The 12,778-nt window shown below is 63.3% G+C and carries 11 protein-coding genes and 1 pseudogene; 5 read left to right on the top strand and 7 right to left on the bottom strand.

Annotation, left to right across the window (positions count from 1 at the left end; genetic code table 11):
- The gene (gene sucD / locus LDO41_RS12790; RefSeq protein WP_223988580.1) at positions 1-813 is read left to right on the top strand and encodes a succinate--CoA ligase subunit alpha; all 813 of its coding nucleotides are present in this window, start codon (positions 1-3) and stop codon (positions 811-813) included.
- A gap of 65 nt (positions 814-878) precedes the next feature.
- Here sucD and LDO41_RS12785 read toward each other — a convergent pair whose 3' ends face one another.
- The 7 genes from LDO41_RS12785 to LDO41_RS12755 all read right to left on the bottom strand — a co-directional run bounded on the left by LDO41_RS12785 (position 879) and on the right by LDO41_RS12755 (position 8,960).
- Positions 879-1,325 (bottom strand): PAS domain-containing protein, encoded by a 447-nt coding sequence (locus LDO41_RS12785; protein WP_223988578.1) that lies wholly within the window; start codon positions 1,323-1,325, stop codon positions 879-881.
- 89 nt (positions 1,326-1,414) lie between these two features.
- Positions 1,415-2,665 carry a formyl-CoA transferase gene (gene frc, locus LDO41_RS12780; RefSeq protein WP_223988576.1) on the bottom strand — a complete coding sequence of 417 codons (1,251 nt, stop codon included), beginning with the start codon at positions 2,663-2,665 and terminating at the stop codon, positions 1,415-1,417.
- A gap of 42 nt (positions 2,666-2,707) precedes the next feature.
- On the bottom strand, positions 2,708-4,438 hold the full coding sequence (gene oxc, locus LDO41_RS12775; protein ID WP_223988574.1) for an oxalyl-CoA decarboxylase: 1,731 nt from the start codon (positions 4,436-4,438) through the stop codon (positions 2,708-2,710).
- A gap of 247 nt (positions 4,439-4,685) precedes the next feature.
- Complete coding sequence (locus LDO41_RS12770; protein ID WP_223988572.1) at positions 4,686-5,480, bottom strand: fumarylacetoacetate hydrolase family protein; 795 nt, start codon at positions 5,478-5,480, stop codon at positions 4,686-4,688.
- Between the two features lie 114 nt (positions 5,481-5,594).
- Entirely contained in the window at positions 5,595-6,830 is a 1,236-nt protein-coding gene (frc, locus tag LDO41_RS12765; protein WP_223988570.1) for a formyl-CoA transferase, read from the bottom strand.
- A 182-nt stretch (positions 6,831-7,012) separates the two neighbouring features.
- A complete protein-coding gene (locus LDO41_RS12760) occupies positions 7,013-7,747 on the bottom strand; it encodes a GntR family transcriptional regulator (RefSeq protein WP_223988568.1) in 735 nt (244 codons plus the stop codon).
- A gap of 187 nt (positions 7,748-7,934) precedes the next feature.
- Positions 7,935-8,960, bottom strand: coding sequence for a 2-dehydropantoate 2-reductase (locus LDO41_RS12755; protein WP_223988566.1), 1,026 nt, complete (start codon positions 8,958-8,960; stop codon positions 7,935-7,937).
- A gap of 279 nt (positions 8,961-9,239) precedes the next feature.
- Here LDO41_RS12755 and LDO41_RS12750 point away from each other — a divergent pair, with 279 nt between their 5' ends.
- From LDO41_RS12750 to egtB, 4 genes and pseudogenes are all read left to right on the top strand, one after another.
- The gene (locus LDO41_RS12750) at positions 9,240-9,992 is read left to right on the top strand and encodes a TerC family protein (RefSeq protein ID WP_223988564.1); all 753 of its coding nucleotides are present in this window, start codon (positions 9,240-9,242) and stop codon (positions 9,990-9,992) included.
- 69 nt (positions 9,993-10,061) lie between these two features.
- Positions 10,062-10,745 (top strand): GntR family transcriptional regulator, encoded by a 684-nt coding sequence (locus LDO41_RS12745; RefSeq protein WP_223988562.1) that lies wholly within the window; start codon positions 10,062-10,064, stop codon positions 10,743-10,745.
- A 338-nt stretch (positions 10,746-11,083) separates the two neighbouring features.
- A complete protein-coding gene (locus LDO41_RS12740; RefSeq protein WP_223988560.1) occupies positions 11,084-11,461 on the top strand; it encodes a DUF427 domain-containing protein in 378 nt (125 codons plus the stop codon).
- Positions 11,462-11,524: 63 nt separating this feature from the next.
- A pseudogene (egtB, locus tag LDO41_RS34350) lies at positions 11,525-12,736 on the top strand (ergothioneine biosynthesis protein EgtB); the annotation flags it as partial.
- Between the last annotated feature and the right edge of the window lie 42 nt (positions 12,737-12,778).

Below are 12,778 nucleotides of genomic sequence, written 5' to 3'. Positions count from 1 at the left end.
ATGGCTGTCCTGATCGACCACAACACGCGCGTGATCTGCCAGGGCTTTACCGGCGCACAGGGTACGTTCCATTCGGAACAGGCACTGGCCTATGGCACGAAGTTGCTGGGCGGCGTCACGCCCGGCAAGGGCGGCGCATCGCATCTGGGCCTGCCGGTCTTCGATACCGTGGCCGCTGCCGCCCATGCCACCGGTGCCGATGCATCGGTCATCTACGTGCCGCCGCCATTCGCTACCGATGCCATCCTGGAAGCGGTTGACGCCGGCATCGCGCTGATCGTCTGCATCACCGAAGGCATACCCGTGATGGATATGGTGCGAGTCAAGCGTGCGCTCTCAGGCTCGACCAGCCGGCTCGTGGGACCGAACAGCCCTGGGGTGATCACACCGGGTCAATGCAAGATCGGCACCATGCCCGGGCATATCCACCAGCCCGGAAAGATCGGCATCGTATCGCGCTCGGGCACGCTGACCTACGAAGCCGTGCTGCAGACCACGGCGGTCGGACTGGGGCAATCGACCTGCATCGGCATCGGCGACGATCCGGTGAACGGTATCGACTTTATCGAATGCCTCGAGATGTTTCTCGCCGACGACAAGACCGAAGGCATTCTTTTGATTGGCGAACGTGGCAACTCGGCAGTGGAAGAAGCGGCCCGCTTCCTGCGCGATGCCCGCACGCGCAAACCCGTGGTGGGCTTTATCGCCGGTACCGCGACGGAAGCGACGCTCGATGCCATGCGCGAAGCCGGCATCCACATGGCCCCTTCGGCCGCGGCGCTCGGGGCAACCATGGCGGCAGCAATGAAGTAGGCATCGCACTATGCAAAAAAAGCCGGGCGCATTGCCCGGCTTTTGTCGTTCTGCAAGGGTGCGGGTCAGCCAGCTCCGGCCGCGGCACTCGCCTTGGCTTCCAGTTCCGTGATGCGCTTTTTCAGCGCCCGCTCTTCCTGGAAGCGCACGGTCTCGTCGCGAATCACCGCCACGATGCCCGTGATGTCCCCGCCCTCTCCGTGCAGCAGCGCCACGGTGAAAGCAATCGACATCGCGTCGCCCTTCTTGTTGATCGCGGGCACCTTGAGCAAGTCATGGCCATATCGGGTCTGGCCCGTTGCCATGGTCTTGTCGTAGCCCTCCCAGTGGCGCCCGCGCAGGCGCTCGGGAATGATCAGGTCCAGCGACTGGCCCAGCGCCTCTTCCTGCGTGTAGCCGAACATGTATTCGGCAGCCGGGTTCCACAACGTGATGGCACCGTCGGGGCCGGAGATGATGACGGCGTCGCCGATGGCCGACACCAGTTGTTCATAGTCGATCGCAGCCTGCATGATCTTTTCCTGAGGAAAATTGGGGGGTGACCGCGGGGTGGCCTGATTTCCGCCACCCCGTCGGCACACTGGCAGCGCTGCCGTCCTGCTTAGATTACGTTTGCCTCGCGCAGTCGGGCAATCTCCTCGGCACCGTAGCCAAGGCCAGCCAGCACTTCGTCGCTATGTTCGCCCAGCAGCGGCGAACCCGTGATTTCCGGCTTCATGGACGAGAACTTGATCGGGCTGCCCACGGTCAGGTACTTGCCACGCTCCTTGTGGTCGACTTCCACGATCGAACCGCTCTTGCGCAGCGATTCATCGGCCGCGATTTCCTTCATCGACAGCACCGGCGAGCACGGAATATCGAACTTGCGCAGGATGTCCACCGCCTCGTACTTGGTCTTGTCGGCCAGCCAGACTTCGATGGTATCGAAGATCTGGGTGATATGCGGCTGACGGGCCTTGGCCGTGGCGTAGTTCGGATCGTTGATCCATTCTTCCTTGCCCAGTGCCTTGCAGATCGGCTCCCAGGCGTGACCCTGGATGGTGAAGTAGATGTAGGCGTTGGGATCGGTCTCCCAGCCCTTGCACTTCAGCACCCAGCCCGGCTGGCCGCCACCGCCGGCGTTGCCGCCGCGGGGCACCACGTCGCTGAACGTGCCGTGCGGATACTGGGGATACTCTTCCAGATAGCCGACGCGGTCCAGACGCTGCTGATCGCGCAGCTTCACGCGGCACAGGTTCAGCACGGCGTCCTGCATCGAGACAGCAACCTTCTGGCCTTCACCGGTCTGCTGGCGGCCGATGATCGCGGTCAGGATGCCGATGGCCAGGTGCATGCCGGTGTTCGAGTCGCCCAGCGCAGCGGCCGATACCGTCGGCGGGCCGTCCCAGAAACCGGTGGTCGATGCCGCGCCGCCAGCGCACTGTGCCACGTTCTCGTAGACCTTCAGGTCTTCATAGTGGTGGCCGTCGCTGAAGCCCTTGACCGATGCCACGATCATCTTCGGGTTCAGTTCCTTGATGCGGTCCCACGAAAAGCCCATGCGATCCAGCGCACCCGGACCGAAGTTCTCGACCAGCACGTCCGACTCGCGGATCAGCTGCTCCAGGATCTTCTTGCCTTCCGGCTTCTTGGTGTCCAGCGTCAGCGAGCGCTTGTTGCTGTTCAGCATGGTGAAGTACAGCGCGTCCGCGTCGGGAACGTCGCGCAGTTGCGAGCGGGTGACGTCACCCGAGCCAGGGCGCTCCACCTTGATCACGTCCGCGCCGAACCATGCGAGAAGCTGGGTGCAGGCGGGGCCGGCCTGGACGTGCGTGAAGTCGATGATCTTGATGCCGTTGAGTGGGAGGTTCACTGTCGCTCTCCTAAATGGAATAGACGTTGAAACGCAATCGAATTACTTGGTGGCCGCGCTTTGCGGATTCAAATTGGTCAGACGACCGCTCTCGGTGCCCGCAGCCGGGTCGATGACGGCGTTGATCAAGGTAGGCTTGCCCGACTTCAAGGCTTCCTTCACTGCGGCTTCGAGTTCCGCCGGGGTGGTGACGTTGTTACCGACGCCACCGAACGCTTCCATCATCTTGTCGTAGCGCGCGCCCTCGACAAACATCGTGACCGCCGGGTCCTTGCCGCCGGTCGGATTCTTGTCGATACCCTTGTAGACGCCGTTGTTGTTGAAGATGACGATGCAGATCGGCAGGTTGTAGCGGCAGATCGTTTCCACCTCCATGCCCGAGAAACCGAACGCGCTGTCACCGCACAACGCCAGGACTGGCTTGTTGGTCTCGACCGCCGCGGCAACCGCGTAACCCATGCCCACACCCATCACACCCCAGGTGCCGACGTCCAGACGCTTGCGCGGCTCGTACATGTCGATCACGGCGCGGGCGTAGTCCAGCGTATTGGCGCCCTCGTTGACGAACGAGATGCTCGGATTGGCCTTGACGACATCCTTCAGCACGCGCAGCGCGCTGTGGAAGTTCATCGGCGATGCATCCTTGGCCAGCGTCTCGGCCATCTTCGCGAGGTTCTTTTCCTTCTTGTCGTACACCGCGTTCAGCCACTCGGCGCCCGGCTTGGCAAAGTTGTTGCCAACCTTGTCGAGCAGCGCCGCTACGACCGAGCCAATGTCGCCCACGACCGGCGCGGCGATGGCGACGTTGCTATCCATTTCGGTCGGCGAGATATCGACCTGGATGAACTGCTTCGGCTTGCCCCAGGTCTTGCCCTTGCCATGCGACAGCAGCCAGTTCAGGCGGGCGCCGATCAGCAGCACCACGTCGGCTTCCGCCAGCACGTACGAACGCGCGGCCGAGGCCGACTGCGGGTGCGTATCGGGAATCAGGCCCTTGGCCATCGACATCGGCAGATACGGAATGCCGGTCTTCTCGACCAGCGCGCGGATATCGGCATCTGCGCGTGCATACGCGGCACCCTTGCCCAGCAGGATCAGCGGGCGCTTGGCGCTCTTCAGCAGATCGATGGCACGGTCGATCGAGTCCGGTGCGGGGATTTGACGCGGAGCCGGGTCAACCACCTTGATCAGCGACTTGCGGCCCTTCTCGGCTTCCATCGTCTGGCCCAGCAGCTTGGCCGGCAGGTCCAGGTACACACCGCCCGGACGACCGGACACCGCGGCACGAATGGCGCGCGCGATGCCGACACCGATGTCCTCCGCATGCAGCACGCGGAACGCAGCCTTGGCGTGCGGACGGGCGATGGCCAGCTGATCCATCTCTTCGTAGTCACCCTGCTGCAGATCGACGATCTCGCGCTCGCTCGAGCCGCTGATCAGGATCATCGGGAAGCAGTTGGTGGTGGCATTCGCCAGCGCCGTCAGCCCATTCATGAAACCAGGCGCGGACACGGTCAGGCAGACGCCCGGCTTCTGCGTGAGAAAGCCGGCAATCGCGGCGGCGTTGCCCGCGTTCTGCTCATGACGAAAGCTGATGACGCGCAGGCCGTTGGCCTGTGCCAGGCGTGCCAGATCCGTGACCGGAATACCGGGCAGGCCGTAGATGTTCTCGATGCCGTTTAGCTTCAGCGCGTCGATGACCAGATGAAAACCATCGGTTTGCGCCTGCTCTTCGACCGCTTGACGCTGCCGCTCGTTGTCGACTTCTGCCATGGTTGCTTCCTTCTATACAGATTGACGGGGATTGGAGAACTTCTGCTTCAGGGTGTCTTCAGCGGTCGTGTTCGCGCCCCGCCTGTCTACTTCGGACTTCACGATGTCTCCTCTTGGACGACTTGCTCTAATCGGCAACCGTTTGCACATACGGTATGTGATATATCAAAACTCAGCAAGAGATCGATGCTAACTTTCGTCGATGCAGCGCAGCATTTCCGCGCAGATACGTGCGAGATAAGGGAAATTACTGAGATTCCGCTGCGCCAACGTGGTTGACGAGCGACCCAATCCCGCGGATCGACACCTCCACCACCGAGCCGTCCTTCATCGATCCAACCCCGATCGAGGTGCCGACGGCGATCACATCGCCCGGCATCAGCGTCAGATCCCGCGACAGCAGGCTGACCTGCTCCTCGGGCGAAAAAACAATGTCGGACAGCGGGTAGTTCTGGCGCTCGACGCCGTCCAGACGCGTCACCACGCTGGCGCTGCGCCAGTCGAAGCCGGTGACGATCGCCGGACCGACGCAACCGAAGGTGTCGGAGCCCTTGGCGCGCGTCCACTGCGGGAAGTTGGGATCGGCATTGAGCAGCTCCCCCGCCGTCACGTCATTGACGATCGTGTAGCCAAAGATGTGCGAGGCAGCCTCGCTCAGCGGCACATCCCGGCATTCGCGGCCAATCACGATGCCGAGCTCGCCTTCGTAAGCGATCTTGCCGGTGTACCCACTCGGACGCCGGATCGCATCGCCGGGGCCGGCCAGAGAACTGGCCGGCTTCAGCAGGAACAGCGGATGCACGGGCACCGCTTTCTCCAGCCGGGCCGCGAGGGCATGAAAGTTGTTCCACAGCGCCACGATCTTGCCGGGCTGGCACGGCGCCAGCAGGTCCAGCGAGGCGTAACTGTATGCGTTGCCCGTGGGACGGGGATCGGTATAACCGGGGCCATCGAACTCGATGACGCGATCGGCATCGCCATCGTCAAGCCGGCCATAAGCGATGTCACCGTCAGCACGGCGGAAGCGAATCCAGGTTTGCACGGAAAAAACTCCTCCGGCCAGGCGCGGGTGTGCCGCGCCAGCTCTTTGAGCAAGGATGGCGCCCCTGTCAGGGGCGTTGGGAGAGCGGCGCCGGCCGTGGCCAGGCGCCCCGGGCTAGATCGCTCCCGCTACGCGCAGCGCCGCAATCTGCGCTGGCGAGCGCCCAAGCGATTCGAGGATCTCGTCGGTGTGTTCTCCCAGCAGCGGCGAACGCTCGACCTTCACTGGCGAGTCGGACAACGTGATCGGCGAGCCGAGCTGCACGTACTTGCCGCGCGCCGGGTGGTCGAGTTCCACCAGATAGCCACGCTCGTACATCGACTGGTCCTCGATCAGATCCTTCATCGACAGGATCGGACCACACGGCACGTCCACCGCGTTGAGGGCGTTCATCACTTCGAACTTGGTGCGGCCCAGGGTCCATTCCTCGATGATGCCGAAGCAGGTGGGCAGCTTTTTCAGGCGCACCTCGGGCGAGGCGAATTCCGGATCGGTGATCAGTTCCTCGCGGCCGCACAGGCGCATCAGCGGTTCCCAGCCCTGCGGCTGGACGATGACGTAGACGTAGTCGTTCGGTCCGCCCGGAGCGCAGCGCAGCGCGGCGCCCGGCTGGCCGCCGCCCGACGCATTGCCCGCGCGGGGCACATGGTCGTCGAACTGGTCGTTGGGGTATTCACGCAGCGGGCCGGCATCCAGGCGCTGCTGATCGCGCAGCTTCACGCGGCACAGGTTCAGCACGGCGTCCTGCATCGCCACTTCCACGCGCTGGCCGCGGCCCGAATGCTCACGTTGCAGCAGTGCGGCCAGAATGCCAACCACGCAGTGCACGCCCGTGCCCGAGTCGCCGATCTGCGCGCCCGTCACCGTCGGTACGCCGCTGGCCTCGCCAGTGGTCGATGCGGAACCGCCCATGCACTGGGCGACGTTCTCGTAGGCCTTGCAGTCCTGATACGGGCCGGGGCCGAAGCCCTTGATCGACGCATAGATCATGCGCGGATTCAGGTCCTGGATCTGGTCCCAGCCGAACCCGGCACGGGCCAGCACGCCCGGACCAAAATTCTCGATCAGCACGTCGCTCTGCTGAATCAGGTCTTCCAGCAGCGCCTTGCCTTCCGGCGTCTTCATGTTGAGCGTCAGGCTGCGCTTGTTGCTGTTCAGCATGGTGAAGTACAGGCTGTCAGCATTCGGTACGTCACGCAGCTGGCTGCGCGTGATGTCGCCGCGACCGGGCATCTCGACCTTGATCACATCGGCACCCATCCACGCCATCAACTGCGTCGCGGAAGGGCCGGCCTGCACGTGCGTCATGTCCAGAATGCGAATGCCATCCAGGGCTTTGCGTTGCTCCATGGTGCGTCTCCTGATTTGTGTTCTGCTCTTTCGACATACAGTATGTGGTATATCACCAAGATGCAAGAGGGTTTAAACCCGAATCAGGGAAGTTTCGACGCTGCATTGCAGCAAATGCGCTTAGATCAAAAAAAAGCCCCAGCGCCGTCAGGCGCTGGGGCTCTCCAGGACGCTTCTGGACGTCAGTCCAGAAAGTCGCAGTTCTTCTCGACATACTCGGCGAGGTCCAGCGAGTGCTGCCGCACCAGCCGCTCCGCGAGCTCGGTGTCGCGATGCTCGAGGGCTTCGATGATGCGCAGGTGGTCGACGATCGAGCGGGACGCCCGGTCGCTCTGCGAGATCGTCATCTTTCGAATCGCCCGCACATGGACAAAGATGTTCTTGATCTGGTCCATGATGACCTGCGACTTCGACAGCTGCACGATCGACTGGTGAAAGACGATATTGGCGTCGGAGTATTCCTCGATATGTTCGGCTGGCGTACCGTCGCGGAAGCTGTCGAACATATGGCGCAGCTTGCCGATCTCCTCGTCCGTCGCATTCTGCGTGGCCAGGCGCGCCGCCATGCTTTCCAGCGCGGCCCACACCTGAATCATCTCGACGATCTCGCGCTTGGTCTTGCGCATGATGTAGATGCCGCGGCGCGGCACCGTACGCAGGAAGCCTTCCTGCTCCAGCAGCGTCATCGCCTCGCGAATCGGCGTGCGGCTTACGCCCAGCGCTTCGCTGAGCACGCGCTCGTCCAGGCGCACTTCTTCCCGCGACTGGTAGATATCCGCATCGGCGATGGCCTGACGCAGCATGGCGTAGGCCTGATCGCGCAGGCTGGCGCCCGCATTGATCGGCTGCAGCGCAAGCGTAAGGCCGGCGGGCGGCTGGGTGACATCCTGAACTTCGGTTTGGCTTTGGGCAGACATGAAATGCACTCGTTATGGCCGGCTGGTCGCCACGCTTCGCCCGCCCCCTGGCAGGTTTCACAAGCAACGATAAATGGCAGTCTGGCATGACATCATGCGTTCTGCTCATGAATCCTGCATTCAGGGGTGCGAAGGTGGCACAACCGACGCTTTCGTATATGGTATATCACATCGGCGCCACCGCAAGCTATGCCGCGCGGGCCACCTGTGCCTGAGCTGCTGGTGCGCTGACCGAAGCAAGTGCGCCCTGAGCCATCCGATCGCGCTGCTTGATCAGCCCCAGCACCGCATCGATCATCGGCGTCGGCTGCTTCAGCATGCGCCCCATCTCCTGCACCACCGTCAGCAGCGGATCGATCTCCATCGCCCTGCCCGCCTCCAGATCCTGCAGCATCGAGGTCTTGTGTGCGCCCACCGCGCCCGCGCCATCGATGCGCCGCTCCACATCCACGCGGAAATGCACGCCAAACCGTTCGGCGATATCCTTGGCCTCGAGCATCATCTGCTTCGACAGGGCCCGCGTGGAGGCATCCGAGGTGATGACGTCGAGCGTCGCATGCGTGAGCGCGCTGATCGGGTTGAAGCACAGGTTGCCCCATAGCTTGAGCCAGATTTCATCGCGAATGTTGTCGCGCACCGGCGCGTCGAGGTCGGCGGCGACCATCAGTTCGGCCAGCTTCGTCACGCGTTCGGAGCGGCTGCCATCGGGCTCGCCAATGGGAAATTTCTTGCCATAGACGTGACGAATCACCCCCGGCGCATCGATTTCCGCGGCGGGATAGAGCACGCAGCCCAGCGCGCGCTCGGGCCCCAGCCCTTTCCACTGCTTCGCGCCCGGGTCCACGCTTTCCAGCGTCGAGCCCGCGAATTCGCCGCCGTGCTTGTAGAAATACCAGTACGGGATGCCGTTGACGCCAGTGACGATCGCGGTCTGCGGGCCGATCAGCGGTTGCATCAGATCCACCACACCTGGCACCTGGTGCGCCTTGAGCGTGATGAAAACGTAGTCCTGCGGTCCCAGTTCACGCGGATCGCTGGTGCAACGGACCTTGGCCACGCGCTCCTGCCCGTCGATATGCAGGCGCACGCCATTGGCCTGCATGGCGGCCAGATGCGGGCCGCGCGCGATGAAACTGACATCGGCGCCCGCGAGCGCCAGCTGCGCGCCCATGTATCCGCCGATGGCGCCGGCGCCATAGATACAGATCTTCATATGTGTCTCCTCGTTGCAGTGATTTATGTGAAAGCTGTTTTGATATATCACATACTATATTCCACGACGTAGTAAAGACAACCTCAATCTGCGCGCCATTTGCATGCCATCGAACGGCCGTACGTTGTCAGACATCGTCCGGTTCTCTTTGCGCGTGCCCCTGCGCTACCATCCATCTGTCGTCCCCGTCGTTTTTCGTGACGTTTTCCCTGACCTTTTCCGTTCACGCAGTCCGCGATCGCACCCCGATCGCAAGTCGTACCCCGCCAAGGAGTTCGCATGGATTCGCTGATGGACCTCGCCCGTGACCCCGCGGCATGGGCCGCGCTCGCCACGCTGATCGCGATGGAAGTGGTGCTCGGGATCGACAACCTCATCTTTATCTCCATCCTCACCAACAAGCTGCCCGTCGAGACGCGCGAAAAGGCGCGGCGCATCGGTATCGGTCTGGCGCTGATCCTGCGGCTGGGCCTGCTGGCCACGATTGCGATCATCGTGTCGCTGACCGAGCCCGTGTTCACGATCTTCGGCAAGGGCATTTCGTGGCGCGACCTGATCCTGATTGCCGGTGGTGCATTCCTGGTCTGGAAGGCGACCCGCGAGATTCACCAGCACGTAGCACTCGACGAGCCAGAGGAAGGCGAAGGATCGGATGGAGCGGGGGGCGTGGCGCGCGCCGTGCCCGGCTTCGCGGCCGCCATCGGACAGATCCTGATTCTCGATATCGTGTTCTCGATCGACAGCATCATCACCGCGGTCGGCATGACCGACCACATCCCGATCATGTTCATCGCGGTGATCGTGGCCGTGACGGTGATGCTGTTCGCGGCCGGGCCGCTGGCCAACTTCATCAACCGCAATCCGACCATCGTGATGCTCGCGCTGGCGTTCCTGATCATGATCGGCATGACACTGATCGCCGACGGGCTCGGCCATCATGTGCCGAAGGGCTATATCTATACGGCCATGGCATTCTCGGTCGCCGTCGAGGCGCTCAACATGGTGGCGCGACGGCGCCGCAAGCAGCACTAGCGCCACGTGGCAGTGGCGCCGACCGAACGGGTATCATCTGCGGTTGGCGTCACGCATAACCCCACAACCATGCTTCCATCCGATCTTGCTGGCTCCGACGACAGCCAGGCTTCGTTGCCGCGGTCCGAACGGGCCTATCAACAACTGCGCTCCGCGATCCAGGCCGGGCACCTGGCGCCCGGCACCCGCCTGCGCGAAGTCGAGCTCGCCGAATCGCTGGGGCTGTCCCGCACGCCGGTGCGCGAAGCCCTGTCGCGACTCGAGTCCGAAGGACTGGTCGTCAACGAGCCCAATCGCGGCATGATGGTGACGCAGCTCGATGCCAGCATGGTCAGCGAGCTGTACGTGATGCGCGAGGTGCTGGAGGCCACCGCCGCCGCGCTGGCCGCGCGCCATGCGACCGACGTCGAGATCTCGCTGCTGCGCGATATCGTCGAGCGCGACCTCGTGCTGGCCGAAGACCCCGAACGACTGGTCTCCAACAACCGCCTGTTTCACGAGACACTGCACCGCTGCGCGCATAACCGTTACCTGCTCAAGACCCTGCGCACGCTGCATGAATCGATGGCGCTGCTGGGACGCTCGACGCTCGCCGTGCCGGGCCGCGCGCGTGGCTCGTACGAGGAACACATGGCGCTTGTGGAAGCGCTCGAGGCGCGTAATCCCACGCAAGCCGAACAAATCGCACGGCGGCATATCCAGCAGGCCTACAAGGTCCGGCTGTCGCTGTGGGTCGAGGAACAATCGCGATAGTTGTGGGTTGTGGCGCAAAACCGCGCAATTGTCCGCATCTGCCCTGCTTTGCCTCCCCCCGCCCGGCCGCACACGGCAGTTATGCCGGTTGCATGAGGGGTGCATTGTTTTACACAGAAGAAAAGTGTGTTCCGCGCTCGCCCTTTTCTGATGCGTCAGACCTTGCTATCGTCCCGGTGGGGTCGGAGCTCTTCTCTCCTTTCGACCCCACGTCACCTCCGTGGCGGTTTTTTCATTTGGTGTCAGCGCGCCTGCCAGACTGTTCGTCCGCATGCGTGGTTGGTGCAAGGCGCGGCGCTTGCCGCGCCTACTTTTCTACCCGAGACGAGGAGACCGCCATGCAAGGCAAGACCGTCAGAATTCCGGGGCCGGACCATCCCATCGATATCAAGCCGCTGCCGGACCGCGTGATCGTGACCGCGGGCGGACGCGTGATTGCCGATAGCCGGCGCGCGCTCGTGCTGCAGGAGTCCACCTATCCCGCCGTGTACTACATCCCGCGCGAAGACGCGGACATGACATTGCTGACCCGCACCGCGCACAGCACGCATTGCCCCTACAAGGGCGATGCGTCGTACTACAGCATTGCGGCGGCGGGCGAGCGTGGGGCCAACGCGGTGTGGACCTACGAAACCCCGCATGAAGCCGTGGCTTCCATCGCCAGCCATCTCGCGTTCTATCCCGATCGTGTCGACAGCATTGCAGTGAGCGCCTGACCGCGCGCTGTCGTCTCTCCCCGGGGGGCTACGGCCCCCTCACAACAAAAACAACACGACACCATGGCATTGCAGACTCAAGGCGTGCCCGCCGGGCACCGTGCGCCACCGCAGTACAGTCAGCTCCGCACACGTTTTCTCGAAGTTCGCCAGCGCACGCTCGCATTGGTCGAGCCGCTGAATGCGGAAGACATGGCGATCCAGTCCATGCCCGATGCGAGCCCCGCCAAATGGCACCTCGGGCATACCACGTGGTTCTTCGAGACGTTTCTGCTGACGCCGCATCTGCACGGCTACAAACCCTACGACGCCAGCTACGGCTACCTGTTCAACTCGTACTACGAAGCGATCGGTGAACGTCAGCCACGCCCGTTTCGTGGACTGCTGAGCCGGCCGACCGTCGACGACGTCATGGCCTATCGCGCGCACGTGGATGCGCAGATGCTGGCGTTGCTCGATACGCATGCGACGGACGCACTGGACGCGTTGATGGACCTTGGCCTCGCGCACGAGGAACAGCACCAGGAACTGCTGCTGATGGACATCCTCCATCTGTTCGCGCAGTCGCCGCTCAAGCCCGCTTATGACCCACGCTGGCCACGTCCGCACGCGGCGGGCCGCGCGCGCTTCGCGCGCATGGAGGGTGGGCTGATCGAGATTGGCGACGACAGCGAAGGTTTCTGTTTCGACAACGAACGGCCGCGGCACAAGACCTACGTCGCGCCGTTCGAGATTGCCGATCGCCTGGTGACCAATGGCGAATGGCTGCGCTTCATCAACGATGGCGGCTACACGCGCGCCGAGCTGTGGCTCGCCGATGGCTGGGCTCGCGTGAAGGCCGGTGAGCTGGCCGCGCCGCTCTACTGGCAGCACTCGGAGCACGGCTGGCAGGAGATGACGCTAGGCGGCCTGCGTTCGATCGACTGGGACGCGCCGGTCGTGCACGTGAGCTATTACGAAGCCAATGCGTATGCGCGCTGGGCCGGCGCCCGCCTGCCCTCCGAGGCCGAGTGGGAGATCAGCACGCGCGCCGGTGTGCTGACCCAGGTGGACGGCGTGGCGTGGCAATGGACGCAGACGGCGTACGGCCCCTATCCGGGCTTCCATGCATCGATGGATGCGATTGGCGAGTACAACGGCAAGTTCATGGTGAGTCAGCTCGTGTTGCGCGGCGGCGCGAGCGTGACGCCGCCCGGCCATGTGCGGCCGACCTATCGCAATTTCTTCTACCCGCATATGCGCTGGATGTTCGCGGGGGTGCGACTCGCGCGCGATCCGGGCACCCAGCCGCGCGGGCGGCACGATGACGGGCACGAC

The sequence above is a fragment of the Cupriavidus pampae genome, from assembly GCF_914271485.1.
GTDB classification, from domain to species: Bacteria; Pseudomonadota; Gammaproteobacteria; order Burkholderiales; family Burkholderiaceae; genus Cupriavidus; species Cupriavidus pampae.
This window is presented reverse-complemented; position numbering and strand designations above follow the sequence as displayed.